Source organism: Geobacter sp., from assembly GCF_027327745.1.
In the GTDB taxonomy this organism is placed as follows: Bacteria; Desulfobacterota; Desulfuromonadia; order Geobacterales; family Geobacteraceae; genus Geobacter.
The window spans coordinates 33,439-59,253 of the sequence record NZ_DAHVYG010000032.1 but is presented as its reverse complement, the minus strand read 5'-3'; the positions used below and the strand labels follow the sequence as shown (position 1 = coordinate 59,253).

At 67.8% G+C, this 25,815-nt stretch carries 23 protein-coding genes; 10 read left to right on the top strand and 13 right to left on the bottom strand.

Going from position 1 to position 25,815, the window contains the following annotated elements:
• Positions 1 to 30: 30 nt before the first annotated feature.
• The 6 genes from M6689_RS06020 (at position 31) to M6689_RS05995 (ending at position 7,232) form a co-directional block, all read left to right on the top strand.
• On the top strand, positions 31 to 1,677 hold the full coding sequence (locus M6689_RS06020) for an ATP-binding protein (protein ID WP_298269062.1): 1,647 nt from the start codon (positions 31 to 33) through the stop codon (positions 1,675 to 1,677).
• A complete protein-coding gene (locus tag M6689_RS06015; RefSeq protein WP_298269060.1) occupies positions 1,674 to 2,069 on the top strand; it encodes a response regulator in 396 nt (131 codons plus the stop codon). Before M6689_RS06020 ends, M6689_RS06015 begins: the two co-directional genes overlap by 4 nt.
• A 224-nt stretch (positions 2,070 to 2,293) precedes the next feature.
• Entirely contained in the window at positions 2,294 to 2,665 is a 372-nt protein-coding gene (locus M6689_RS06010) for an endonuclease domain-containing protein (RefSeq protein ID WP_298269058.1), read from the top strand.
• A 233-nt stretch (positions 2,666 to 2,898) separates the two neighbouring features.
• Positions 2,899 to 4,920 carry a molybdopterin oxidoreductase family protein gene (locus tag M6689_RS06005; RefSeq protein WP_298269056.1) on the top strand — a complete coding sequence of 674 codons (2,022 nt, stop codon included), beginning with the start codon at positions 2,899 to 2,901 and terminating at the stop codon, positions 4,918 to 4,920.
• Between the two features lie 163 nt (positions 4,921 to 5,083).
• Complete coding sequence (locus tag M6689_RS06000) at positions 5,084 to 6,022, top strand: chemotaxis protein (protein ID WP_298269055.1); 939 nt, start codon at positions 5,084 to 5,086, stop codon at positions 6,020 to 6,022.
• Between the two features lie 115 nt (positions 6,023 to 6,137).
• On the top strand, positions 6,138 to 7,232 hold the full coding sequence (locus M6689_RS05995) for a TIGR04283 family arsenosugar biosynthesis glycosyltransferase (RefSeq protein WP_298269053.1): 1,095 nt from the start codon (positions 6,138 to 6,140) through the stop codon (positions 7,230 to 7,232).
• 38 nt (positions 7,233 to 7,270) lie between these two features.
• On the opposite strand, the gene M6689_RS05990 is transcribed toward M6689_RS05995, so the two are convergent.
• Positions 7,271 to 7,633 carry a hypothetical protein gene (locus M6689_RS05990; RefSeq protein ID WP_298269051.1) on the bottom strand — a complete coding sequence of 121 codons (363 nt, stop codon included), beginning with the start codon at positions 7,631 to 7,633 and terminating at the stop codon, positions 7,271 to 7,273.
• A gap of 193 nt (positions 7,634 to 7,826) precedes the next feature.
• Here M6689_RS05990 and M6689_RS05985 point away from each other — a divergent pair, with 193 nt between their 5' ends.
• On the top strand, positions 7,827 to 8,291 hold the full coding sequence (locus M6689_RS05985) for a hypothetical protein (RefSeq protein WP_298269048.1): 465 nt from the start codon (positions 7,827 to 7,829) through the stop codon (positions 8,289 to 8,291).
• A 242-nt stretch (positions 8,292 to 8,533) separates the two neighbouring features.
• Here the strand turns inward: M6689_RS05985 and M6689_RS05980 are convergent, their stop codons facing one another.
• The gene (locus M6689_RS05980) at positions 8,534 to 9,547 is read right to left on the bottom strand and encodes an ADP-ribosylglycohydrolase family protein (protein WP_298269045.1); all 1,014 of its coding nucleotides are present in this window, start codon (positions 9,545 to 9,547) and stop codon (positions 8,534 to 8,536) included.
• Positions 9,548 to 9,670: 123 nt separating this feature from the next.
• Here M6689_RS05980 and M6689_RS05975 point away from each other — a divergent pair, with 123 nt between their 5' ends.
• On the top strand, positions 9,671 to 11,623 hold the full coding sequence (locus M6689_RS05975; protein ID WP_298269042.1) for an acetoacetate--CoA ligase: 1,953 nt from the start codon (positions 9,671 to 9,673) through the stop codon (positions 11,621 to 11,623).
• Here M6689_RS05975 and M6689_RS05970 read toward each other — a convergent pair.
• Both M6689_RS05970 and M6689_RS05965 read right to left on the bottom strand, forming a co-directional pair.
• Positions 11,613 to 12,575: a membrane dipeptidase gene (locus M6689_RS05970; RefSeq protein WP_298269040.1), complete on the bottom strand. Its 963-nt coding sequence runs from the start codon at positions 12,573 to 12,575 to the stop codon at positions 11,613 to 11,615. The two genes, M6689_RS05975 and M6689_RS05970, sit on opposite strands and share 11 nt — an antisense overlap.
• 324 nt (positions 12,576 to 12,899) lie before the next feature.
• On the bottom strand, positions 12,900 to 14,975 hold the full coding sequence (locus M6689_RS05965; RefSeq protein ID WP_298269038.1) for a radical SAM protein: 2,076 nt from the start codon (positions 14,973 to 14,975) through the stop codon (positions 12,900 to 12,902).
• A gap of 184 nt (positions 14,976 to 15,159) precedes the next feature.
• Between M6689_RS05965 and M6689_RS05960 the strand changes: the two genes are divergently transcribed.
• Complete coding sequence (locus tag M6689_RS05960) at positions 15,160 to 15,504, top strand: hypothetical protein (protein WP_298269036.1); 345 nt, start codon at positions 15,160 to 15,162, stop codon at positions 15,502 to 15,504.
• Between the two features lie 59 nt (positions 15,505 to 15,563).
• On the opposite strand, the gene M6689_RS05955 is transcribed toward M6689_RS05960, so the two are convergent.
• The 3 genes from M6689_RS05955 to M6689_RS05945 form a co-directional block, all read right to left on the bottom strand.
• Positions 15,564 to 16,088, bottom strand: coding sequence for a Zn-ribbon domain-containing OB-fold protein (locus M6689_RS05955; protein ID WP_298269033.1), 525 nt, complete (start codon positions 16,086 to 16,088; stop codon positions 15,564 to 15,566).
• Between the two features lie 66 nt (positions 16,089 to 16,154).
• The gene (locus M6689_RS05950; RefSeq protein ID WP_298269030.1) at positions 16,155 to 17,447 is read right to left on the bottom strand and encodes a thiolase domain-containing protein; all 1,293 of its coding nucleotides are present in this window, start codon (positions 17,445 to 17,447) and stop codon (positions 16,155 to 16,157) included.
• A 40-nt stretch (positions 17,448 to 17,487) separates the two neighbouring features.
• Complete coding sequence (locus M6689_RS05945; protein WP_298269028.1) at positions 17,488 to 18,639, bottom strand: acyl-CoA dehydrogenase family protein; 1,152 nt, start codon at positions 18,637 to 18,639, stop codon at positions 17,488 to 17,490.
• Between the two features lie 273 nt (positions 18,640 to 18,912).
• Here M6689_RS05945 and M6689_RS05940 point away from each other — a divergent pair, with 273 nt between their 5' ends.
• Complete coding sequence (locus M6689_RS05940) at positions 18,913 to 19,473, top strand: hypothetical protein (protein WP_298269026.1); 561 nt, start codon at positions 18,913 to 18,915, stop codon at positions 19,471 to 19,473.
• A 16-nt stretch (positions 19,474 to 19,489) separates the two neighbouring features.
• Here M6689_RS05940 and M6689_RS05935 read toward each other — a convergent pair whose 3' ends face one another.
• The 6 genes from M6689_RS05935 to M6689_RS05910 are packed head-to-tail and all read right to left on the bottom strand — an operon-like array spanning position 19,490 to position 25,787.
• Positions 19,490 to 20,086 carry a transglutaminase family protein gene (locus M6689_RS05935; RefSeq protein ID WP_298269024.1) on the bottom strand — a complete coding sequence of 199 codons (597 nt, stop codon included), beginning with the start codon at positions 20,084 to 20,086 and terminating at the stop codon, positions 19,490 to 19,492.
• Positions 20,087 to 20,142: 56 nt separating this feature from the next.
• Complete coding sequence (locus tag M6689_RS05930; protein WP_298269021.1) at positions 20,143 to 20,460, bottom strand: c-type cytochrome; 318 nt, start codon at positions 20,458 to 20,460, stop codon at positions 20,143 to 20,145.
• On the bottom strand, positions 20,457 to 22,916 hold the full coding sequence (locus M6689_RS05925; RefSeq protein ID WP_298269018.1) for a Lon protease family protein: 2,460 nt from the start codon (positions 22,914 to 22,916) through the stop codon (positions 20,457 to 20,459). The genes M6689_RS05930 and M6689_RS05925 overlap by 4 nt, the downstream gene beginning before the upstream one ends.
• Positions 22,906 to 23,541: a lipoyl(octanoyl) transferase LipB gene (lipB, locus tag M6689_RS05920; protein WP_298269016.1), complete on the bottom strand. Its 636-nt coding sequence runs from the start codon at positions 23,539 to 23,541 to the stop codon at positions 22,906 to 22,908. Before lipB ends, M6689_RS05925 begins: the two co-directional genes overlap by 11 nt.
• Positions 23,538 to 24,785 carry a dihydrolipoamide acetyltransferase family protein gene (locus M6689_RS05915; RefSeq protein ID WP_298269015.1) on the bottom strand — a complete coding sequence of 416 codons (1,248 nt, stop codon included), beginning with the start codon at positions 24,783 to 24,785 and terminating at the stop codon, positions 23,538 to 23,540. Before M6689_RS05915 ends, lipB begins: the two co-directional genes overlap by 4 nt.
• A gap of 15 nt (positions 24,786 to 24,800) precedes the next feature.
• Positions 24,801 to 25,787, bottom strand: a complete 987-nt coding sequence (locus tag M6689_RS05910; RefSeq protein WP_298269012.1) for an alpha-ketoacid dehydrogenase subunit beta — start codon at positions 25,785 to 25,787, stop codon at positions 24,801 to 24,803.
• Positions 25,788 to 25,815 lie beyond the last annotated feature (28 nt).

The window sequence follows — 25,815 nt, the reverse complement described above, 5'->3', positions numbered from 1 at the left end:
TTATTGTTTTGAAGCTCCCAGGAGGCCGGCATGACTGCTGAAACCCGGAGCACCCCCCCAACGACGGCGCGAACCGGCGCCATTTCCCGCATCTGCGGAAGCATCCGCGGAAGCTTCCGCGCCAAGCTCTTCACCGTGACCGCCGCCATGATCGTGGCGATCTCGACCATCTTTGCCGTATTCTTCATCACCCACCACCGTGAGAGCGAGGAGGAGAAGCTCGTCACCGAGGGGCGGCTCCTGGCCCGGCTCCTGGCCAACCATGCCCGCGTGGCCCTCTTCGCCGGCAACGTCGAGCAGTTGAGGGAGATCGCCGACGGGGCGATGGCAACGCCCGGGGCCCTCTCGGTCACGATCTTCGACCGCGACAACCGTCCCCTCGTGACCGTGACCCGCTCCGCCGACGGAAGCGCGGAGCCGGCACCGGCGCAAGAGGCGGCATCCGCCGGCAAGCCGGGGCTGCGCCGGACCGGGCGCCGGATCGAGTTTTCCGAACCGGTCGTCGGCAGCGCCAGGGCCACCCGCGAATCGGACCTCTTCTTCGAGACCGGGGGGACCGGCGGCGCCCTGGCCCCCCTGGGGTCGGTGCGGGTCGTCATGGACGAAGAACCGATCCACCGGCGGCTCCGCTCCATGATCGCCACGACCTTCCTGGCGGCGGCGCTCTTTCTCCTGGCCGGTTGCGGGGCCGTCTACGGGGTGATCCGGGGGGTAACCCGCCCCCTCACCCACCTGGCGGAGGGGGTGCGGGCGGTGGAGGCGGGGGGAAGCGCCACCATCCCGGTGGAGTCCTCCGATGAGATCGGCGAGCTGGCGGCATCGTTCAACCGGATGGTGGAAGCGGTCTGGCAGCGCCGGCGGGAACGGGAGGAGGCGAACCGGCGGATCGCCGAGCTGAACGCGCGCCTGGAGGAGCGGGTGCGGGAGCGGACCGCCCAACTGGAGGAGGCGAACCGGGAGCTGGAGTCGTTCAATTACTCCGCCTCCCACGACCTGCGGGCGCCCCTCATGCGCCTGAACGGGTTCTGCCAGGCCCTGGAGGAGGAGTGCGGCGACACCCTGAGCAGGGAATGCCGCGACTACCTGCGGCGGATCAGGGGGGTGAGCGGCCAGATGGAGCGGGTCATCGCCGCCATGTCGACCCTCTTCCGGGTGCAGCGCCGGGAGCTGGCGCCGCGGGAGCTGGACCTGAGCGCCATGATCCGGGCCATCGCCGCGACGCTGGCGGAGGGGGAGCCGGCGCGGGAGGTGGAGGTGACGGTGGAGCCGGAGGTGATGGTCTGCGCCGACACGGAGCTCCTCTGGGTGGCCATGGAGAACCTGGTGGGGAACGCCTGGAAGTTCACCGCCCGCACCGAGCGGGGGAGGATCTCCTTCGGCCGGGCGTGGCGGGGGGGCGAGACGGTCTGCTACCTGCGGGACAACGGCGCCGGCTTCAACATGGCGTATTCCGGCAAGCTGTTCCAGCCCTTCCAGCGACTCCACCGCCCGGACGAGTTCCCCGGCACCGGTGTGGGGCTCGCCATCGTCCAGCGGGTGGTTGCGCGCCACGGGGGACGGATCTGGCTGGAGAGCGCGGAGGGGCGCGGCACCACCTGCTATTTCTCCCTCCCCCCCTGCCCGCCCCCGCTGGAGAGAGACGACGCAATGCCGCATTTAGATGGAGTCGAAGCATGATCGAACTGAACGTTCTCCTGGTTGAAGACAACGACGACGACCGGTATCTCGCCACCCGGGCGATGAAGAAGCTGTCGCGGCCGGTACGCCTTGAGATCGCCCGCGACGGGGCCGAGGCCCTCCGCCGGCTGGAGGGGGACGGCACTCCCCCCGCGCCGCAGCTCCCCTCCCTCGTCATCCTCGACCTGCAGCTCCCCCGGCTGAACGGATCGGACGTCCTCGAACGCCTGCGGCACAACCCCGCCACCAGGGAGCTGCCGGTGGTCATCGCCTCTTCGTCCGACCATCCCGACGAGCTCGACCGCTGCCGCCGGCTGGGGGCCGCAGGCTTCATCGTCAAGCCGCTGGACGCGGCCAAGCTCGAAGGGCTCTTCGCCACCCTGGCGGTGTAGCGCCCTCCCCATTGCCGCACGCCGTCTCCTGCGGTATGCTACCTGAGTGATTTCCCTCCCTCACCCCTGCCCCTCTCCCTGAGGGAGAGGAAAAAAGTTGCGCCTTGCCGCGAAGGTGAGAGGAAACGCACCCCGTCTCTCAGAGCGAACCTCAATACAAACCCTCTCCCCTCGGGCGAGGGTGGCCGAAGGCCGGGTGAGGGGGGAAGAGCGAGGGTCCATTCATGGCCGTTCCATCCGACGTTCTTGACAATGCCCGCACGTTACGGACGAGGCAGACTGATGCCGAAAACCTGCTCTGGCTGCTCCTGCGTAATCGCCGCTTTTGCGGCTTCAAGTTTCGCCGCCAGCATCCTGTAGGAAGGTTTATTCTGGACTTTTACTGCCACGAAGTACTCTTGGCCATTGAACTGGACGGAAGCTCCCACACCGATAGTGCCCAAAAGGCGTATGATGACGAACGAACCAGAGTGCTCGAAGGTGCCGGCATCAGAGTCATTCGTTTTTGGAATGATGATGTACTCAAGAACACCGAGTCGGTGCTGGAAGCATTGCACGCAGCCTGTTATTCCCCTCACCCCTGCCCCTCTCCCTGAAGGAGAGGGGAAAAGTTGCGCCTTGCCGCGAAGGTGAGAGGAAATGCACCCCGTCTCTCAGAGCGAACCTCAATACAAACCCTCTCCCCTCGGGAGAGGGTGGCCGAAGGCCGGGTGAGGGATACCCTCGGCACGTAACAGAGTTAGTTTGCATTGCGCGCTTACTCCCCCTCACCCCTGCCCCTCTCCCTGAAGGAGAGGGGATTATTTACGATCTCTCCCCGGAGGTTCCCATGACCACCACGATCACGCGTTCCGTCTGCCCCTACGACTGCCCCGACACCTGCGGCCTGCTGGTGGAGGTGGAAAACGGCCGGGCCGTCCGGGTAACCGGCGATCCGGAGCACCCCTTCACCCGCGGCACCCTCTGCCCGAAGATGCTCCACTACGAGCGTACGGTCCACTCGCCGCTGCGGCTCACCACCCCCCTCATCCGCACCGGGGCCAAGGGAGCGGGGGAGTTCCGCCCCGCCACATGGGAGGAGGCGATCGGCACCATCGCCGACCGCTGGAAGGAGATCATCGCAACCCACGGCGCCGAGGCGATCCTCCCCTACTCCTACGCCGGGACCATGGGGCTCGTGCAGCGAAACGCCGGCCACCCCTTCTTCCACCGGCTCGGGGCGTCCCGGCTGGAGCGGACCATCTGCTCGCCGGCCAAGGAGGCGGGATGGCACGCGGTGATGGGTGAGACCCCGGCCCCCCACCCGGACGAGGTGGCGGAGAGCGACCTCGTCATCCTCTGGGGGATCAACGCGGCGGCGACGAACATCCACTTCCTCCACGGGGTACGGGAGGCGAAGAAGCGGGGGGCCGCGGTCTGGCTCATCGACACCTACGAGACCCCGACGGCCGCCGTCGCGGACCGCGTCATCCTCCCCCGGCCGGGAAGCGACGGGGCCCTGGCCCTGGGGATGATGCACGTCATCGTCCGGGAGGGGCTGGTGGACCGGGCGTTCGTGGCGGAGCGGGTCCAGGGGTTCGCGGAGCTAGCGGAAGCTATCCTCCCCGACTACCCCCCGGAGCGAGTGGTGGGGCTCACCGGCATCCCGGCGGCGACCATCGAGGAGCTGGCCCGGCTTTACGGCCGCGCCCGGGCGCCGTTCATCCGCCTCGGGAGCGGGCTCTCCCGCTACGGCAACGGCGCCATGACGGTCCGGACCATCTGCGCCCTCCCGGCCCTGACGGGGGCCTACGGCAGGCGCGGCGGCGGGCTTTTCGCCTCCACCTCCACCGGAGCGGCCTTCGCCATGAAGGAGGTGCTGCGGGAGGATTTCATGGCGCGCCCCACCCGGATCGTGAACATGAACCGCCTGGGCCACGCCCTGACGGAGCTGACGGACCCGCCGGTGATGTCGCTCTACGTCTACCACTCGAATCCCGCCGCCGTCACCCCGGACCAGAACGCGATCCTCCGGGGGCTCGGCCGCAACGACCTCTTCACCGTGGTCCACGAACGGTTTATGACCGACACCGCCCGCTGGGCCGACGTGGTCCTCCCCGCCACCTCGTCCCTGGAGACGAGCGACGTCTACCGCGCCTACGGCACCTACTGCATCCAGCGGACCCGGCCGGCGGTCCCGCCGGTGGGGGAGAGCAGGTCCAACTGGGATACCTTCGCCCTGCTGGCCGAAGCGATGGGGTTCGACGAGCCGTTCTTCCGCCAGAGCGCCGAGGAGATGATCGACCGGCTCCTGTCGATCCCGACGGCCATGCGGGAGGGGATCGACCCGGCCCGCTTCGCCGAGGGGAAGGCGGTGGAGCTGCCGCTCCCACCCGACGCCCCCCGCACCTTCCGCACGCCGTCGGGGAAGGTGGAGATCCTGAACCCCCGGGAGCCGGAGCCGCTCCCCCGCCACCTCCCGCCCCACGAGGATAAGGGGGCATTGCCCCTGATGCTGATGACCGCCCCGACCCCCTTCGCCCTGAACGCCTCGTTCTACGAGCAGGAGGAACTGCGGGCGAAGCAGGGGGGGATGACCCTCATGGTGAACCCGGCCGAGGCCGAAGCGCGGGGTCTGGCCGACGGCGGGCGGATCGTGGCGTGGAACGAACGGGGGGAGGTGGAGTTCGTCTTGCGGACGACCGGCCGGGTCCCGACCGGGGTGGCGGTGGCCGAGGGGGTCTGGTGGCGCGCCTATGCCCCCGGCGACCGGACGGTGAACGCCCTCACCTCCCAGCGCCTCACCGACCGGGGGAACGGAAGCACGTTTTACGACACGCGGATCGATATAAAGGCCGGGACTCGGGACTAGGGACTCGGGGCTAGTAAATTGGCGGATTAAGGTGACGCTTTCTTACGGTCTTTTCCGAGTCCCGAGCCCCGAACCCCGTCTTTTCCTAAAGTTCTTCCGTACCACGCCGATACGCTAACCATGCCTTCGTTTCGAGGGCCATCAACCGGCGAGGTATCGGCACATGGCTGACAACAGAATACTGCTGGAGAGCGGCACCAACGAGCTGGAGATCGTGGAGTTCATGCTCAACGAGCAGAACGGGCGGGGGGAGACGATCCCGTCCCACTTCGGCGTCAACGTCGCCAAGGTGCGGGAGATCATCCGCAAGCCCCAGATGTGGAAGGTCCCCAACACCCACCCGGCCGTCGCCGGGATGATGAAACTGCGGGACAAGGTGATCACGGTGGTGGACCTGGCCACCGTCCTCGGCAAGAGCATGGAGACGCTGCCGGCCGAACGGGTCGTGGTCCTGGAGTTCAACCGGATGGTGGTGGGAATCCTGGTGAACGATGTCTCCCGGATCTACCGCATCTCCTGGGAGCAGGTGGAGCCGCCGGTCCGGGCCATCGAGTCGGCCTACGTCACCGGCGTCGTAAAGATGGAGGACCGGATCATCCTGATCCTCGACTTCGAGAAGATCATCGGCGAGATCTGCTCGGATAACATCCTCCACGCCCTGGACGAGCGCCAGCTCCTGGAGGCGCCGGCCCTGGACCGGAGCCGGCACCGGATCCTGGTGGCCGACGACTCGGCCTTCATCCGGGGAAGCATCTGCTCGACCCTCCGGGGAGCCGGCTACGTTGTGGAGGAGGCGGAGAACGGCGAGGAGGCATGGCAGATGCTCACCGCGAAACTCGACCGCTGCCGCGCCGCGGGGACGGGGCTCCGGCACGAGCTCGACCTCCTCATCACCGACGTGGAGATGCCGAAGATGGACGGCCTCCACCTCACCACCCTGGTCAAGAAGGACGACACCCTGAAGGAACTCCCGATCCTGATCTTCTCCTCCCTCGCCACCGACGACAACCGGCGCAAATGGAAAGACCTCGGCGCCCTCGACATCGTCACCAAGCCCGACCTGCCGAACCTGGTGAAGATTGCCGACAGCGTCATGAACTGAAATTCCCGTCATGATTCGCCGCACCACAACGCCCGGGAAACCGGGCGTTTTTTTGCATCTGACGCCAGCCAGAAAATGCTTTTCTCCCGCCACTTCGCTCGGGTAGGATGACTCCATGCCCAAGCAATCCGAACCGCCACAACTCTCCGTCATCGTCCCGGTCCTCAATGAGGCGCCGGCTATCGCCCCCCTGCTCGCCACCCTCGCCGCCCAGCGGGGGGTGGCGCTGGAAGTGGTGATCGCCGACGGCGGCTCCGACGACGGCACCGTCGCTGCGCTCCGCGCCCTGGCGCCCGAGGCCCCCTTTCCCGTCACCGTGGTGACGGCCGGCCGGGGGCGGGGGCGGCAGATGAACGCGGGGTACCGCGCCGCCCGGGGCGGCACCCTCCTCTTCCTCCATGCCGACTGCACCTTCCCCGAGCCGCTGGCGCTGCGCACGGCGCTGGAGAGCCTGGAGGCCGCCATCGCCCGCCGGAGCGACGGGCGGGTCGCCGGACATTTCCGGCTCCGCTTCGCCCGAAGCGACGGGGCACCGTCCCTTCCCTGGTACTTCTATGAGTGGAAGGCGCGGCTCCACCGCCCCGGCTGCACCCACGGCGATCAGGGGCTCCTGGTCCGGCGCCCGTTCTTCGGGGAGACCGGCCCCTTCGACGAATCGCTCCCGATCCTGGAGGACGCGGGGGTGGCGGCCCGCATCGCCGCGGCCGGGGAGTGGCTCCTGCTGCCGGCGGAGATCGTCACCTCGGCCCGGCGCTTCGAGGTGGAGGGGCTGCGGGAGCGCCAGACCGTCAACGCCCTGCTGATGAACTTCGCCCACATCGGCTGGCAGGAGGGGGTGGCGGAGCTGGTGGCGGGGTACCGGTGCCGGGAACGGACGGAGCGCCTTCGCCTCGCCCCGATCCTGCGCCGGATCGACGCGCTCCTGCGGCGGCTCCCCCCCGCCGAGCGGCGCCGGCTCTGGTACGCCACGGGAGGATTCGTGCGGGGCAACGCCTGGCAGCTCCCCTTCGGCCTCGACGCCCGGCGTCATTTCCGGGCCGCAGACCCGGTGGGAAGCGGGGAGACGCGCCTCCTCGACCTCCACGACCGGTTCTTCGACCGGCTCACCGACCACCCGCCGGGGAGGCTCGCGGCGGCGCTCCTCACCTGGCTCTGGTTCCGGCTGACCCTGCTACGGGAGGAGGCGCACAAAAAAAAACGGACGGGGTAAGCTCCCCCGCCCATGAGTGCGCCGAATCCGGCTCCGCCTTACCGCTTCGCCTCCTTCATCTCTTTGCCGCAGACGCACTTGCCGGCGGCCTGGGAAACCGTCTTGCAATTGCATCCTTCGCAGGCGCAGGCATACTTCCCGACCGTCTTGAACGTCCGCTCCTTCCCCTCGACCATGACGACGACCTTCCCCTTCCCGACGCCGGTCACCTTCGCCTTTACCAGGTCCTTGCCGCAGGTGCATTTCCCCCCTTTCAGGGCGACCTCGTCGCAGGGGCACTTCGCGCCGCAGCCGCAGACGTAGATCGCCTCACCCACCCTGAACGCTCCGGCGCCAGCCGGGACGACCCCGGCAATGCCGAGGCAGAGGGCCACCGCAAGCGCAATGACGATCCTTTTCATTCCCCCATCCTCCTCTCCCGTTTTCCGTTGGTTGCTCCATTTCTACTCCATATCGGCGCCAATGCCCGATTCTTGAGAAAAAGGCGCCCATACCGCAGGCGCCATGGCAGATTTTTCCCGCGGGCTGTCAACGGCACACCGGAACCGGACGTTTTCAGGAACAGTTGGCAACTGAGACGAAAGGAGAGTACCCATGAGAAAGGTGAAACTGGCGATTGCGACGGGGGCGGCCCTGGCGGCCCTGGCGGGAATGCAGCAAGGAGCGTGGGCCCAGACGGCACCGGGAGGCGGTCCGGGGATGGGGCCGGGAATGGGACCGGGGAAGGCGGGACGCCAGGGGAAGATGCAGATGATGGACCCGGCGCAGCGGCTTCAGCGGATGACGACGCGCCTCGGCCTCTCCGAGGACCAGAAGGCGAAGATCCTCCCGATCCTGGAGGATGAGGCGAAGGAGCTCAAAGCGCTGCGGGACAACACCACCCTCACCCGCATCCAGAAGCGGGACAAGATGCGCGAAATTCGCGACCGCTGCCATGACCGGATCAAGGAGGTGCTCACCCCCGAACAGCAGAAGAAGGTGGACGAGATGAGGGAAAAGGCCCGGGAGCGCTGGGAGCGCAGGAAGTCGCGGATGACGGCGCCGCCGCAGAATCAGTAGCATCCCTCTGGACATCCGGCAGTTGCCCGCATGCGTAATGCGCTCATTCGTCGCCGTTCTTGGCGAAATGGAGCGATAAGCAGCCGATTTTGTCCGAACCCGCAGGGTGAGTTTAATCGGCTGCAGCGAAATGAGCCTAGAACGGCAGAAGGAGTGCGTTTCAGCGAATGAAGCATGCGGGCAACTGCCGAATTCAGCCCCTTCTTAACCGTTAAGAGGGGGAACAATTTTCCTCCCCTCCTTTAACTGAAGGGGAGGGTTCGCAGCAGTTCCTCCACGTCCCGCTCGATCTCGTCCCGGTCGGCAAGCCGTTCACGCCATGCCGCCGGTATTCCCGCGATGCCGTGGAACGCCCCGAGCCACGCCCCGATCAGTGCCGCCCGGGCCGCACTGTCCCCCCCGGCGTTGGCGGTGTCGAGGGCGGCGCCGGCGAAATCTACCGAATGCCGCAGCGCGCAGTGCACCGCCGCCGGGAAGCTGGACCCCAGGGGGCAGGACTGGCCGAAGGCGAGAGTCGCGTCCCGCACGGTCATGGTAAGGGACGCGCACGCCTTCCTGATGGCTTCGGCCACCTCCCTGCCGGGGCCGGCTTCACGACCCATGGCCGTGGCCGCCCGGTGAAACGCCTCGTGCAGGTCCGTTCCGGCGAAGAGCTCCCGCAGGATCAGGGCATGGCATCGCATGTAGGCCACGGCGCGGTCGTTGTTCTGACAGACCCGCGTGGCCGCCTCCACCACCCGGGGGAGGGAGTCGTCGCGCCAATGGGCGATCACCACCGGGACGAGACGGGTGGCGGTGGCCGGCTGGTCGTCGTCGGCCCCGTCCTGGAAACCGTAGGGCTCCCCCGGGTGGGCCGCGGTGAAAGCCCGCCAGTGGTCGAGGGTCTCCCGGGTGGCGTGGTCGAGGTACCCCCGGTAGGCATCGGAGCCGAAGAGCTCCACGAAGCGGCGGCCGAAATCCTGCGGGTCGAAGCGCCCCGTTTCCGCCACCGACCGCAGCACCACCAGGGCCCCGTCGCCGTAGTGGGTCAGTTCCCCCGAGCGTTTGCCGGCGTGGTAGTGACCGTCGGCGGGGGTCTCGAACCCGAGCACCCCTCCCTGAAACCGCCGCTCCAGCTCCTCCAGCTCATAGATCCAGTGGCTCCCGAGACAGACCGCGTCCCCCACGAACTGCCCCCAGGCCGCCCCCCGAAACCGGTCGGCCAGCCGTACCGTCCCGGCGCTTTCCGCCGTCCCCCTGTCGGTTCTCCCGTCCATAACGCGCCTCCTGCCTGAGATACCCCAAGTGTACCGCATTCCCAGCCGGGGGGAAGTCGATTGTAATTGGCGGCGCCGGTGCTATAAAAGACTTACGAGCGAAACCGCGGGATGGGAGACGCCATGAAAGAACCCCTCTGGAGGCCATCGGCGGAGCGGGTCGCCCACGCGAACCTGACCCGCTTCATGGAGTTCGTCAACAGCCGGCACGGGAGCGGCTTCCGGACCTACGACGAGCTCTACCGCTGGTCGGTGGCGGAGATCCCCGCCTTCTGGGCCGCGGTCTGGGAGTTCTGCGGGGTGATCGCCTCCCGCGGCTTCGACCGGGTGGTGGACGACCCCGGCCGGATGCCCGGTGCCCGCTGGTTCGAGGGGGCGCGGCTCAATTTTGCCGAGAACCTCCTCCGCTTCCGGGACGACCGCGTGGCCCTCGTCTTCAGGGGCGAGGGGAGGGAGACGGTCAGGATCACCTATGCCGGGCTCTTCGAGCGGACGGCGCGGCTGGCGCAGGCCCTGCGGGAGGCGGGGGTCGGGGCCGGGGACCGGGTGGCGGGGTTCATGCCGAACATGCCGGAGACGGTGATCGCCATGCTCGCCGCCACTAGCATCGGCGCCGTCTGGTCCTCCTGCTCCCCCGATTTCGGCATCCGGGGGGCGGTGGACCGCTTCGGCCAGATCCGGCCGAAGCTCCTCTTCGCCGCCGACGGCTACATCTACAACGGCCGACGCTTTGATTTGCGGGAGCGGCTGCGCGGCATCATGGACGAACTCCCCACGGTGGAGCGGCTCGTGGTCGTCCCCTTCCTCGACGAGCGCCCCGACCTGGCCGCCATACCCCGCGCCATCCTCTACGGCGCGTTCGCCGCCCGGGAAGAGGGGCTCCCCCTCCCCTTCGAGCAGCTGCCGGCGGAGCATCCGCTCTACATCATGTACTCCTCCGGCACCACCGGCCCCCCCAAGTGCATGGTCCAGGGGGCGGCGGGGATCCTGGTCAACCACCTGAAGGAGCTCGTCCTCCACACCGACCTCGGGCGCGGCGACACCATCCTCTACCTGACCACCTGCGGCTGGATGATGTGGAACTGGCTCGTAAGCGCCCTGGCCGTCGGCGCCACGGTGGTCCTCTACGACGGCGCCCCCTTCCACCCCGACCCCGGCGCCCTCTGGCGGCTCGCCGAGGAGGAGCGGCTCACCGTCTTCGGCACCAGCGCCCGCTACCTGGCCGCCATGGAGAAGGCGGGGGTGCGGCCGGGACGCGACTGCGACCTGGCGCCGCTGCGCGCCATCCTCTCCACCGGCTCCCCCCTTTCCGTCGACAGCTTCCGCTACGTTTACCGGGAGGTGAAGAGCGACCTGCAGCTCGCCTCCATCTCGGGGGGGACCGACCTCAACGGCTGTTTCGCCCTTGGCAATCCGCTGGGGCCGGTATACGAGGGGGAGCTCCAGTGCCGGGGGCTCGGGATGGGGGTGGAGGTCTTCGACGAGGGGGGACGGCCGGTCGTGGGGCGAAAGGGAGAGCTCGTCTGCACCGCCCCCTTCCCCTCCATGCCGCTTCACTTCTGGAACGACCCGGACGGGATGAAGTACCGCCGGGCCTACTTCGAGCGTTTCCCCGGGGTCTGGGCCCACGGCGACTTCGCCGAGCTGACCGAAACCGACGGCATGATCATCCACGGCCGCTCCGACGCCACCCTCAACCCCGGCGGGGTGAGGATCGGCACGGCCGAGATCTACCGCCAGGCGGAGGCGCTTCCCGAGATCGCCGACAGCATCTGCGTGGGGCAGCGGTGGGAGGGAGACGAGCGGGTGATCCTCTTCGTGCGGATGGCCGCAGGCTGCGAGCTGACCGAGGAGCTGCGGGAGCGGCTCCGGCGCGCCATCCGGGAGAACGTCTCGCCGCGCCACGTCCCGGCGCGGATCATCGCCGTGGCCGACATCCCCTACACCATCAACATGAAGAAGGTGGAGCTGGCGGTGCGCAACGTCATCCACGGCGAACCGGTGAAAAACCGCGACGCCCTGGCCAATCCCGAGGCGCTGGAGCTTTACCGCGAGCTGCCGGAGCTCATGACGTGAACCGGGAGAGAATACCTCCGTACCACCGCCGCCAGTTCCCCCCCATGATCAACCCCACGGCCGCATCCGGATAGCCCTTAGCCCGTAGACGCTCCGCCAGGGCGGAAAGCCCGCCGTGGTCCTCGATCCCGACGCACAGATCGTCGAACCCGCCGAAGTCGGAGCCGATGGCGACCGCCTCCGGCCCATGCCGCTGCACCAGCCAGTCGATCTGCCGGACCACGTCGTCGATGGTGCATGCTCCCTTGTCCACCAGCATCTCCGGGGCGAGCGTCATCCCCACAATCCCTCCCCGGGCGCAGATGGCCGCCACCTGCCCGTCCGAGAGGTTACGCGGCCGGTCGCAGAAGGCCCGCAGTCCCGTGTGTGACGACATGACCGGACCGGTGAAGAGCTCAAGCGCCTCCCGGAAGGAGGGCTCGGCGAGATGGGCCACGTCGAGGGCGATCCCGAGCCGGTCGAGGCGCCCCAGAAGCTTCCGGCCGGCCGGAGTGAGCCCGCCGGGCGCGGCGACGGCGTTTCCGTCCCCCAGGCGGTTGCGGCCGGCATGGGTGAGCCCCACCGCCACGAGGCCGAGGGAGGGGAGCTCCTCCGGGGCAAGGTCGACCAGGGGATCGGCATTCTCCAGGAGGGTGAGGATGCCGGGGGGGCCGGCGCCGGCAAGGCACGCGTCGAGCCCCTCCGGGGTGCGCAGCGGCACGAATCCGCCGAGCTTCTCCCGGGCGAAGGCGCCAAGGTCACGCAGGTGGGGAAGCGCCCGCCCCGCCCCGTTGAAGGCGTCGGCGCAGTAGAGGGCCGAAACCACTACCCGCACCCTTCCGGCCGCCAGGCTTCGCGGGGTCACCGCCCCCTCGGCGAGCTCCGGGAAGGAACTCTCCGGATGGCGGCGCATCAGGTCGTAGACCAGGTCCACGTGCCCGTCGATGACCGGGAACACCCTTTCCTCTCTCATCTCACGCTTTTCCTTTTTCTCAGCAGTGTATGCAGTCCCATCAGAAACAAAAAGGAGCGGGCTGACCCAAGGTCAAACCCGCTCACCTGACCGCAAACGTTACTTCGCAAGCCAACACACGTCAGGCGGGCACACGGCTCGCCGGACCGTGTCAGGCCGGCGCATGGGGGGCGGGCGCACGGCTCGCCGGGCCATGTCATGCCGGCGCGTAGCCAGCCGGTGCCTCGTATGCCGGACCATTACAGACGGCCGGCACGCTCTTCGACTCGACCTGCTTCATCTTAAGCATCGCGATCACCTCCTTTCCGTGGGATGGGTCCTCCGTCACGCGGCAACCACGGCGGCTCCACACCGGCAGCCGTCCTGATGTGCCTCGACGGAAGAAGGGGCCATGCCGTCGCGGAGAATCCCCATCTCCGCGAATACGGCAAGGGCATTGAGGCACTCTTCCCGGAACCGGTCCGCATCCATGCCGGCACCGTACCGCCCGTAGAGCCTCGCGGCGATATCGCCACAGGTGCGCGAGCCGTCGCAGAGGGCGAGAAAATCCTCTCCGAAGCCGTTCACCTCCGTCACCTCCACCCGCTCCCCCAAGTGATGGAAGATGAGAACCGACGGCTCGGGCGGATAGCTCGTCCGGAAGATCCCCTCCTTCATGTCGGCGACGATCTGCGGGATGTTCCGGGCAAAGCAGGCGACGGCCACCCCCTCCGCGAGTACCGGCCGCCAGTTCCGCGGATCGCGACCGAGCGATTCCCTCGCCGCAGAGCGGCGGGATGCCACCCTCAGCGCCAGGGTCTCGTAGGTGACGACCTCGGCGAGATGGGAGCAGGAGGCGCCGCGCCCGGCCAGGAGCACCTCGGCGAAGGCGGGGAAGCGCGCCAGGAGATCGGCTTCGGCAGACGGGATGTCGGTCCGCCACCCCTCACCCGCAAGCATGGCGAGGAAGTCGGTGAATAGCCCGCTCGGCGATCTGGAGAGAGTTCGGGAGAGGAGAAGGAACGACTTCGGATAGCCGGAGAGGACGAGGGGAAACCAGCGGGTGATCCGGTCGAGCTCGGCGAGCGACATCCCTGCACAGGGGATGTTGTGGAAGGAGCTGAAGAGATGCGGGTCGGCGTCGATGAGCCGCTCGTCCTCCGCCAGGCGCCGGCCGCCGTCGAATTCGAGGCCGAGCGAGAAGTAGGTGTCCACCTCCCGGACCAGGCTCCCGGTGTAGCGCCGGTGCAGCCCGGCGCCGGCCAGGACGGTGGGAAGCTGCAGGAGGGGGTTGCAGTTTCCCTGGATCCCGGCCCGGAGCGCGAGAACGAGGGTCTGGTCGATGTCCTCCCGCTCCTCCTCGGGGAAGCCGACGACGAAGCTCAGAGTCGGGACGATCCCCGCCTCGGTCGTCTCCCGCACCCGCCGGTGGAGGATCCCTTCGTCGATCTCCTTGCCGATGAAGGCAAGGGTCCTCCTGGAGCCGGAGTCGATCCCGTAGCACATGGTCTCGCACCCAGCCTCCCGCATGAGGGCCAGAAGCGGCGCGTCGACCGAATCGAGCCGGGAGATGCAGTACCATGGAAGGCCGTTCAGCCCGGCAGCGATCACCTCGCGGCAGAACTCCTCGACGAAGCGCCGGTTCACCGTGAACTGGTCGTAGGCGAGGAGCAGGGACTCGGCCCCGGACCGCCGGGATAGTTCCCCCATCTCCCGCACGAGCCGGCCGACCGAGTAGGTCCGGGTCCGCCGCCGCCACATGACCGACTCGGAACAGTAGACGCAGCTGTGGGGGCAGCCGCGCCCCACCTCGAGGATGGCCGTGCGGCGGGAGATACCGCAGGCCCGCCGGTATTCCTCCAGCGGCGGAACCAGGGCGTAGTCGGGAAGGGGCAGGGTGTCGAGGTCGGCGATCAGCTCCCGGTCGGGATTTCGGACGACCGTCTCCCCCCGGCGCCAGGTCACCCCGTCGATCTCCGCCGGCTCGCCGCCGGCGGCGTAGCGGTCCACGAGCGCCCGGAGGGTCTCCTCCCCCTCCCCGCGAACCACCGCGTCGATCCACGGAAAGCGCGCAAGGGTCTCCCGGTCGACGAAGGAGACGTGATGCCCCCCGGCAACGATCCGCAGGTGGGGCCTCAGCTCCTTCAGCCGCCGGGCGATGCCGACGGTGGGAGGGAAGGTGGTGCACTGGACCGAGAAGCAGACCAGCTCCGGCTCTCCCGCAAGGATCTCCCGGGCCGCCTCGTCGTAAAGGTCGCGCCCCATGCCGAGGCTCCCCCGGCGCAGGGCCAGCACCTGGTCGCAGATGACCGCCCGGTGCCCCCCCTGCCTCAGCACCGTGGCGAGGCCGATGAGCCCGAGAGGGGGGAGGTTGTAGAGGGTCTGGAGATGGAAGGGAGGAAATACGAGAGAAACGTTCATGGCTACTCCGCCCCGGACAAATGTGACGTTGCGCCGACAGTCCCAAAAGTCTAGCACACAAAACGCCCCCTGCAAGGAAGCCCGCACCGTTTGGGGAAAGCCCGGCGAGCGCGCCATGCCGATTGTGGAGGAGAGCGCTGGAGGGTATAATTTCGGGGAATCGCCCAAATCGACAGGGACTCCCATGAAACCGATCACCCTCAACACCCTTCACCGTTACGCCGGGATCGTCACCGCGCCGCTGCTGGTCGTCCAGGCGCTGAGCGGGCTCTTCCTGGATTTCGGACTCTTCCGCCGGGGCGAAGAACCGATGCTCGGCAGGGCAGTTTCGGGGGTCGACGCGCTCCTCGTCAGACTCCACTTCGGGCCGGGGCTGATCGGCGACGCTTACCATCTCCTGCTCGGCGCCGGCATCCTCTGGATGGCGGTCTCCGGCTGGCTCCTCTACCTGCGGGGGAGGCGGGCCCGCCGGAAACTGGCGGCCAACGCAAAAACAGGGGCATCCATGACGGGTAAGGCCCCGTCGTGAATGCCTCTCCGGAGATCAACCTGAGAAAATTTGAAACGGCGCGGGGCAGAGGGTATGAGTCACCCCTCGCCCTCAGGGAGAGGAGATGGGGGTGAGGGGAGAGCGGCAACGGGGACGAAGTAGACGTCGGTCGGCCGGAACTGGCAGTTGCGCCGGAAGCGCGCCCGGACCGCCATCCCGATCCGCACCTCGTCGGGCTCGGCGCCGACCAGGCGGGAGAGAAAGAGGGTGTTCGCCCCGTCGAACTCCACCAGGACGAGGGTGAAGGGGGTCTCCTTCAGGAATGCCTCGCCGCCGAAGTGGCAGGTGGTGAAGGTATGGATGCGCCCCTCGTGCGGCAGTTGGTGCCATTCGGTCCGGGCGCCGCACTCCATGCAGTGGCCCCGGGGGGTGGCGTAGACGCAGCCGCATCCGGTGCAGCGGGAGCCCATGAGCTTTCCCTTCGCCAGGGCGGCGAAGAAGGGGGAATCCTGGGCGTAGGAGTGGAGGTAGTCGATCTCGTAGTGGTACCTGATGATGATCGGGTCGACGTTGAAGAGGACCGTCCCCTCCTGGGTTTCGGGGAGTTTGGCGTCTTTGTTCATGGTCTCACCTGCCGTAGGGGCGATCCTTGTGATCGCCCTTGTTATGGGCTAATACAAGATTCGCCCCTACACGCTCTCCAAGATACTCACCGTGATGTAGGTGCCGGTCCCGGCGTGGCTGTGGATGAGCCCCCGGCGGGCGTCGGGGATCTGGAGGGTGGCGTCCCCCAGATGCTTCGCGACGGTCCCCTGGAGCTGCCAGAAGGCGAAGACCGCCTGCATGAGGCCGGTGGCGCCGACGGGGTGACCGCAGGCGAGGAGCCCGCCGGAGGGGTTCACCGGGATCCGGGACCAGCGCTCCTCGCCGGAGAAGCCAAGGCCGTAGTCGATGGCGGGGAGAAACGGCGCCCCCGACGCCACGAAGCGCCCCCCCTCGCCGTAGCGGCAGAGCCCCAGGTCTTCGCAGGTCTGGATCTCGGACGAGGTGTAGGCGTCGTGGAGCTCCACGAAGTCGAGCTCCTCCGCCGGGTTGCCGATCCCGGCCATCCCGTAGGCGAGCTTCGCCGCCATCCGCCCCGCCCGGAAGGAGTGGACCCCCGGATAGCGCAGCTCCCGGTACTCCTCCGCGCTCTCGTGGGGGAGGAGGATGACGTCGCCGTGGGGGCGGTCGGCCATCCGCATGGCGTCGGTGCCGCTGCCGACGCCGGTGATCCGCACCGGATTGCTGCAGAGCCTCTGTGCCGCCTCCTCGGAGGCGAGGAGTGCCACGGCAGCGCCGTCGGACATCTGGCAGCAGTCGAGAATAGTGAGGGGGGTGGCGACCATGGGGGCGGCGCGGACGTCGTCGATGGTGAGCCGCGCCGGCTTCTGGGCGTAGGGGTTGTGCAGGGCGTTGGCGTGGTTCTTGACGGCCACCATGGCCATCTGGTCGGTGGTGGTGCCGAATTCGTGCATGTGGCGCTGCACCATCATGGCGTAGTAGCCGGCGTAGAAGCCCCCCACCGGATAGTCGAAGTTGGTGTCGGAGGCCAGGGCGATGAACTCGTTCCCCTTCCAGGTGTTGACCCGGCTCATGGTCTCGAACCCCATGGCGAGGCAGACCTCCATCCGCCCGGAGGCCACCGCCTCCCACGCCGCCTGGAAGCACAACCCCCCGGTGGCGCCCCCTCCCTCGATCCGCCGGGAGGGCTTGGGGCACAAGCCCAGATAATCCTGCACCATGGCCCCGGCCTTGAGCTGGCGGGTGAAGTGGTCGGAGAAGTAGGAGCAGACGCTCCCGTCGATCTCCGCGCGGGTGAGGCCCGGGAGGTCGGCCAGGGCGTAGTCGAAGGCCTCCCGCACCATGAGCCGGAAGTCCTTCTCCGGGTGGGCCTTGGCGAATTTGGTGATGCCGCCGGTGATCATGTAGACGGGGCGCATCTCGCTCCTCCCTGAATCCGTGGGGCCGGGGAGCCCGGCCTCACGGATTCATCTCCTCTTTCAGCAACTCGCGCGCGATGACCAGCCGCTGGATCTCCGAGGTTCCCTCGCCGATCTCGCAGAGCTTTGCCTCCCGCAGGTAGCGCTCCACCGGAAAGGCCCGGGTGTAGCCGTAACCGCCGTGGATCTGCACCGCCTTGAGCGACGCCCGCACCGCCGTCTCGGAGGCGTAGAGCTTGGCCATGGCGGCTTCGCGCACGTAGCGCCTGCCAGCGTCCCGCAGCCGCGCGGCCCGGTGGACGAGAAGCCGCGCCGCGTCGATCTCGGTAGCCATGTCGGCTAGCATGCACCTGATCGCCTGGAAGTCGGCGATGGGGTGATCGAAGGCCCGGCGGCGCCTGGCGTAGGCGAGGCTCTCCTCCAGGCATCCCCGGGCGATGCCGACGGCCATGGCCCCCATGCCGATCCGCCCGCCGGTCAGGACCTCCATGGCCCCCCGGTACCCTCCGTTGAGCTCGCCCAGGAGGTTCTCCGCCGGCACCCGCACATCCTCCAGGGTGAGGGCCACGGTGTCGCTCGACCGGAAGCCGAGCTTGTCGAGGTTCTTCCCCTTCCGCAGGCCCGGGGCATCTCCCGGCACGATGAAGGCCGAGATCCCCTTCGGCCCCCGGGCGGGAGCGGTGGAGGCCATGACGACGAGGATATCGGCCCGGGAGCCGTTGGTGATGAAGATCTTGTTTCCCGCAAGGCGCCAGCCGTTGCCCTCGGGAAGCGCCGTGGTCCCGATGGCGCCGGCGTCGCTTCCGGCTCCGGGCTCGGTGAGCGCCCAGGCGCCGAGCCGCTCGCCCCGGGCCAGGGGGACGAGGAAGGCGCGCTTCTGCTCTTCGGTGCCGGCACTGAAGATGTGGGTGGCACAGAGGTTGTGGGCCATGAGGGTGATGGCCACCGAGGCATCGACCCGCGCCAGCTCCTCCACTGCCAGGGCGTAGGCCAGGGTCCCCTCCCCTTTCCCGCCGTACTCCGGGGGAAAGAGGAGGCCGGTGAGCCCCTGTTCGGCCATCCGCCGGAAGGCCTCCGCCGGGAACTCCCCGGTTTCGTCACGCCGGGCGGCCCCCGGCCGCAGCTCCTTCAGGGCGAATGCCCCGACGCTCTGCCGCAGGGCGCGCTGCTCTTCGGTAAGATCCAGGCCCATGAACGTACCTCCGCTCCTTTCCGTCCCCTCACGGTATCTGTTATCAGCTCCGGGCCGGTTGTCAAGGCACCTCGGCCCCCGCTCCAGGTTGCATTCCGATAGCTGACGATTATACTAAAGTCTTACGGGGACGCGGTTTTTCCGGACAACTGGCCGGAGAGAGACGCACCTTCCGTATCCGGCCTGCGGCGCCCGCCGGACTTCATTCCGCGACCGCGCCCGGAGCACTGCTGATATGCCTTGACTGACGAAACCGGAGAGGATGCGATGCTGATGCGGAGGATTGGACGGCTGGCACTGGCCGGAGCCCTGCTGGCCATGGCGGGATGCAGCACGCTGCTGCCGAGTTCGAAGGAGACCGTCGAGTCGCCGTGGAAGAGTTTTGACGAGGCAAAGGCGGCCTACGAGAAGATCCTCCCCGGGATCACCACGATGGCGGACCTAAAGGGGCTCGGGTTCGACCCCGTCGCGTCCCCCAACCTGCAGATACTCACCTACCTCGACGTCGCCGCCACGCTCCTGGCCATCCCTCCCGAAGAGCTGGACGAAGGGCTCCGGCAGTGCCTCCGGGCCCGCACCAACTGCCGCGCCTATGTCTTCGAGCCGAAGCGGCTCCATACCAAGCGGATCGGCAACTTCTGGCTAGATTTCTTCAATTTTAGGCGCATGTCTTACGAGACCGGCTGGCGCTTCAAGGCCCTTCTCGTCCTCGTAGACGGCCAGGTGACGTACAAGCTCTGGAGCGGCGCCCCCCATATCGAGGAATTTCGCGACCAGCGCAACCCCCTCGGACCGTTCCAGGGGGCCAACGACATGCTGTTCCGCCTTCTGTGAGTCACCTTTCCCCGTATCACATCGGCCCGAACCGGGCCCGGCGGTCGTCGGGGAGCCCCGCCCGGAGGCTCTCCAGATCCCGGGCCCGGGCGTAGGCCTCGACGACCACGGGGAGCGGCCGGGGGTAGTTTTCCGACAGGAAGTATTCCCCCTCCCGCCGGGGAAGGTAGGCGAGGCTTTCGCCGGGAGGGGCGAAAATCGTGTTCACGCGGGCGTTGTTCCCCCGCGCGTCGACCCTGATCCAGCCGAACTCCTTGAGGCGTACCGTGTTGAACCCGTGGAGACAAAAGCCGGAGACCGATTCCCGGGAAGCGAGCCGGACGTAGCCGAAGCCGGCGGGGATGCCGTTTCCCCGCAGAAACGCCGCCAGCAGGTGGCTCTTGGCGAAGCAGAGGCCGGTGCGGGCCGCCAGCACCTCGGAGGCGACAAGCGGCATCGCCTGGGTCTCGATGTCGTTACTGTGGCGGATCTCGTCGCGGACGAAGGCAAAACAGGCTGCCGCCGTCTCCGTGTCGGTCCCCGCCGAGAGACGCCGGGCGATATCCCGTACCGATGGGGTCTGCCAGTCGATGAGAGCGGAATTTTCGAGGAACGGGGAGAGTTCTTCTGCCATGGTCGTACCCCCGGAAGGTCGCAAGACAGCGCTGCCGTTGTCAGGCCCGGTCCCCCTCACCGGAATGTGGTTACCACATAGGTTCCGATCCGCTTCGCCTCTCCGGCGGGGATGACCCCGGGGGTAAACACGGGCATCCCCGGGCCGGGATTGCGGATGAGGGCGGCGACGTCGCCGGCCGTCCGGATGCCGTTTGCCTGCCGGTCGGCGGCACGAAGCGTCTTCTTCGGGTTCACGGTGTTCCCACCGTCGGGGTGACAGCCGGCGCAGTGGATGGCGAAAAGGGCCGCGCCGGAGGCGCCGGAATCGCGGCTGCATCCCGCCGCGGCGATGGCCGCGCCGATCGCGACAAAGGCCAGATGATGACGGTTCATGACGGTCCTCCTCCGTTCGGTGCGGGGGAGGGAAGCTCCTTCCGCTCGTCTTTCTCCCCCCCCACCCCGAACTTCTTCATGCTTTCGAGCATCTCCCGCAGCCGCCGGTCCACCCGGTGGTTGATGGTCCCCTCGGGGTAGGTGCCGTCGTCCCGGAGGCGCCCCGCCGGGACCCCGGTCAGGATCTCGATCCCCTCGTCGATGGTCTCGATGCTCCAGATGTGGAACCGCCCCTCGCGCACCGCCTGCACCACCTCGTCCTTCAGCATCAGGTGCCGCTCGTTGCTCTTCGGGACGATCACCCCCTGATCCCCGGTGAGCCCCTTCGCCTTGCAGACTTCGTAGAATCCCTCGATCTTGAAGTTCACCCCGCCGATGGGCTGGATCATCCCGTGCTGGTTGACGCTGCCGGTGACCGCGATCCCCTGGCGGATCGGGACGCCGGAGAAGGCGGAGAGGAGGCAGTAGAGCTCGGTGGAGGAGGCGCTGTCCCCCTCGACTCCCTCGTAGTTTTGCTCGAAGCAGATGGAGGCGGAGAAGGAGAGCGGCTTATCGTGGGCGAACTTTCCGCCGAGGTAGCCGGTGAGGATCAGGACCCCCTTGTCGTGGATCGGCCCCGAGAGCTTCACCTCCCGCTCGATGTTGACCATCCCGGCCCGCCCGAGCCAGACCCGGGCCGTGACCCGGGAGGGGCGGCCGAAGGTATAGTCCCCCAGGGTGATGACCGACAGGCCGTTGATCTGGCCCGCCATCTCGCCGGCGGTATCCACGAGGATGATCCCCTCGTCGAAGAGCTCCTGCATCCGCTCCTCGATCCGGTTGCTCCGGTAGGTCTTCTGCTCGATGGCCCGGGTCACGTGGGCGCGGGTGGCGGCTCCTTCCCCCTCCTTCCCGGCCCAGTAGCTCGCCTCGCGGATCAGGTCCGAGATCTCCATGAACTGGGAGGAGAGTTTCCCCTGGTCCTCCACGAGCCGCGCCGAGTACTCCACGAGGGCGGCGACCCCGCTGCGGTCGAAGGGGAGGAGCTTCTCGTTCTTGCAATGGGTGGCGACGAAGAGGGCGTAGTCCCTCAGCACCTCGGGCGTTCGGGCGATGCGACTGTCGAAGTCGGCCTTCACCTTGAAGAACTTGCGGTAGTCGGGTTCCAGGTGGAAGAGGAGATAGTAGATCCAGGGGGAGCCGATCATGATGATCTTGGCGGCAAGGGGGATCGGCTCCGGCTTCATGGAGGCGATGGTGATGAAGCGGTACTGCTCCAGCGGATCCTCGATCTTGATCTCGGCGTTGCGGATGCAGCGTTTGAGGGCGTCCCAGGAGAAGGGGTTGATGAGGACCTCCCGGGCGTCGATGATCAGGTAGCCTCCGTTGGCCTTGTGGAGCGCCCCCGGCTTGATGAGGGTGAAGTTGGTGGTGGCGACTCCCCCCATCTGCATGACGTGTTCGAGCCTGCCGAAGAGGTTGTTGTAGGTCGGGTTCGGCTCGAAGACCACCGGCACCCCCTCGCAGCCGTGGTTGTCGACGAAGACGTTCACCTGGTAGCGCTCGAAGGAAGGTTCCTGCCGGGGGAACTTGAGCCCCGGGATCGGCGACTGGACCGGCTGCTGGGGCTTGAAGTCCTCCAGGTTGGCGATGATGTCCTCCTGTACCGCGTCGAGGTACTCCGTCACCTTCCGGTTGTCGCCGTACTTCTCGCGCAGCGGGTCGATATGGTGCCCCACGGCGGCGACCCCCAGGTCCCGGTCGAGTTGGGCCAGGGCATCCTTGGTCTGTTTCTCGTTCTCCCGCACCTGGCGGAGCACGTCGTTCAGCTTGTCGGTCAGCTCCTGGCCGATGGCGTCCAGCTTCTCCCGCTCCTCGGGGGGGAGGGCGTCATACTCCTCCTGGGTATAGTTGCGCTCCTCCTTCTGGGGGACCATGACGAGCCCCGAAACGGTCCGCTGCAGCGCGAACCCCTTCGACTGGGCCTCGGCCTCCAGCCCGCCGAAGAGTTCGTTGTTCTTTCCCTGGTACTCCTCGATGATGGCGGCCTTGTTGTTCTCGTACTCCTTGCTGTCGAGGGCCTTGGGGATGATGGTCCGCACGTTGGAGATGAGCTCCTCCATCTCCTTTTCCAGCTCGACTCCCTTGCCGGCCGGCAGCGCCAGGGCGATGGGAAGGTCGGGACTCCTGAAGTTGTTGACGTAGACCCAGTCCGAGGGGGTCGCCTCCCCCTTCGCCCGCTTCTTGAGGATGTTCTTGATGGTGGAGGTGCGGCCGGTCCCCGGCTCCCCCGCCAGGTAGAGGTTGAAGCCGCTCTCGCGGATGCCGAGGCCGAAGTCGATGGAGGCCAGGGCCCGGATCTGGCCAAGGGTCCCTTCCAGTTCCGGGAGATCGGCGGTGGTGGCGAAGTCGAACTGCTCGGGATCGCAGACCCACCGAAGCTTTTCGAGGGGGAGTTTCAGTTCGTCAGTGGACACGGGAAGCCTCCTTGATCAGAAGTTGATCGAGCAAATCGCAAAACTCCCCTGCAACCAGCCGCTTCGTCTCTTCAAGCGAAACGGCCCGTTCGCAGAGGATTTCCAGCGACGTAACCGGACACCCCGCCATGCCGCAGGGGTTGATCCGGGAAAAGGGGGCAAGGTCGTTGGCAACGTTGAGGGCGAAGCCGTGCATGGTGACCCAGCGGCGGACGCCGACGCCGATGGAGGCGAGCTTCCCTCCCTCCGTCCAGATGCCCGTGCGCCCCGGCACCCGCCACGCCTCGACGCCGAAGCTGGCCGCCACCCGGATCAGCACTTCCTCCAGGAAGCGGAGGTAGCGGTGGAGGTCGCGGCCCCGGCGCCCCAGGTCGATGATCGGGTAGCCGACGAGCTGTCCCGGGCCGTGGTAGGTCACGTCCCCCCCCCGGTTTGTCGCCACCGCGCCGATGGCGGAATCGAGGATGTTTGTGCCAGATCCGCCCCGGCCGATGGTGTAGACCGGCGGGTGCTCCAGAAGGAGCAGCGTCTCCGGGGCGCCGCCGGCGGCCACCCCCGCCGCGAGCCGCTCCTGGATGGCGTAGGCGGCGTGGTAATCGACGATACCGGCTTCCTCTACTCTCATACCAGCATCAGCACCGGGTTTTCCAGCACCCGTTTCAGCTCCTCCAGGAACCGCGCCCCGTAGGCGCCGTCCACGACCCGGTGGTCGCAGGAGAGAGTCACCCGCATGGTCCTGGCCACCACCAGCTCCCCCCCGCACACCGCCGGCCGGTCGGCCACCGCCCCAACGGCGAGAATCGCCGCCTGGGGGGGGAGGATCACGGCGGCGAACTCCTCGATCCCGTACATCCCGAGATTCGAGACGCTGAAGGTGCCGCCGGAGATCTCCTCCTGGGTGATGGCGCCGCTGCGGGCCCGCTCGGCCAGGCGCACCGTATGCCGGGCGATCTCCTTGAGGGCAAGCCCCTGGCACCCCTTCACCACCGGCACCTGGAGCCCCTCTTCCATCGCCACGGCGAAACCGATGTTGATCTCTTCATGGAGCGCGATCCGGTCACCGGCAAAGGAGGCGTTGAGCCGGGGGAACGCGGCAAGGGCCAGGGCCGACCCCTTGATCACCAGGTCGTTGAAGGTGACGGCGTGGCCGCTCCCCTTCAGCTCGCGGACGATCTCCCCCCCCTCCTTCATGTCGATCTCCACCGTCTCGTAGAAGTGGGGGATCGTCCGCCACGACTCCGCCGTCACCTTCGCGATGGCGCTTCGCATCCGCGAGAGGGGCTCCTCTCCTCCCCGGAGGGGCGCCGCGGGGGCGGCCGCCTCCCCCTCTTCCCGTTTCGCCAGATACCGCTCCAGGTCTTCCAGGAGGATCCGCCCCTCGGGACCGCTGCCGGGCACCTGCCGGAGGTCGACCCCCTTCTCCCGCGCCAGCCGTCGCACCACCGGCGCCGCCTTCGTCTCTTCGGGAGGCCCGGCGGAGACCGGGGGAACCGGCTCGCCCCCGGGACGCTCCATCACCCGCTCGGGGAGTTCGCCCGCCGTCGGTTCCGCCGCTGCCGGCTCCGCCGAAGGCTCCCGTGCCGTCTCGGGAGGAGGAGTCGGCTTCTCCACGGCGGGTGAAGGAGCCTCGCCCGCCTCGCCGATAACACCGATGACCGCGCCGACCGCCGCCATCTCCCCCGGCTTTACCCGCTGCTCGGCCAGCACGCCCGAGGCGAACGCCTCCAGCTCCATGGTCGCCTTGTCGGTCTCCACCTCCGCGATGATCTCTCCCCGCTCGACCTTGTCCCCCACACTCTTCTTCCAGGCAATGAGCCGCCCCTCGGTCATGGTGTCGGAAAGCTTCGGCATGGTGATGTCGGTGGCCATAACAACCTCAACTTTTCAGTACTTCCCGCTCAACGTCTCCCGCACCGCCGCGGCGATTCCCTCCACCTGCGGGATGCAGAGCCTCTCCAGCTTCCGCGAATACGGCATCGGCACATCGAGCCCCGAGACCCGCCGCACCGGCGCCAGGAGCCGGTCGAAGCACTCCTCGGCGATGATGGCGGCGAGATGCCCCCCCAGCCCGGCGCTGCGCCAGCACTCCTCCACCACCACCGCCCGGCCGGTCCTCTTCGCCGACTCGACGAAGGTCTCCTCATCGAGGGGGGTGAGGGTGCGCAGATCCACCACCTCGCAGGAGATCCCCTCCTTCTCCAGCTCCTCCGCCGCCTGGAGCGCCAGGATGGTCATCCGCGAGTAGGCGACGATAGTCACGTCCTTCCCCGCGCGCTTCACGTCGGCCCTGCCGAGGGGGATGACGAACTCCGGGTCGTCGGGGACCTCCCCCTTGCTGTTGTAGAGAAGCTCGTGCTCCAGGAACATCACCGGGTTGTCGTCGCGGATGGCGCTCTTCAGAAGCCCCTTGGCATCGGCCGCAGTGGCCGGCACCGCCACGTACATCCCCGGGGCGTGCATGAAGTAGGTCTCCAGTGATTGGGAGTGCTGGGCGGCAAGCTGGCTCCCCCCGCCGCCGGGGGCCCGGATGACCAGGGGAAGGGTCACCTGGCCGCCGAACATGTACCGGATCTTGGTGACGTGGTTGATGATCTGGTCCATGGCGAGCAGCGCAAAGTTCACCGTCATAAGCTCCGCCACCGGCCTCAGGCCCCCCATGGCCGCCCCTGCCGCCACGCCGACGATGGTGTTCTCCGAGATGGGGGTATCTTTCACCCGCTCCTCGCCGAACTCCGCCAGCAGCCCCCGGGTCACCTTGAAGGAACCTTCGTACAGGGCCACGTCCTCCCCCCAGATGACGACGGAGGGGTCCCGGCGCATCTCCTCCTTCAGGGCCAGGTTCAGGGCGTCGCGATAGGTCATTTCAGGCATGGAAAATCTCCGTTTCTATCAATAAATA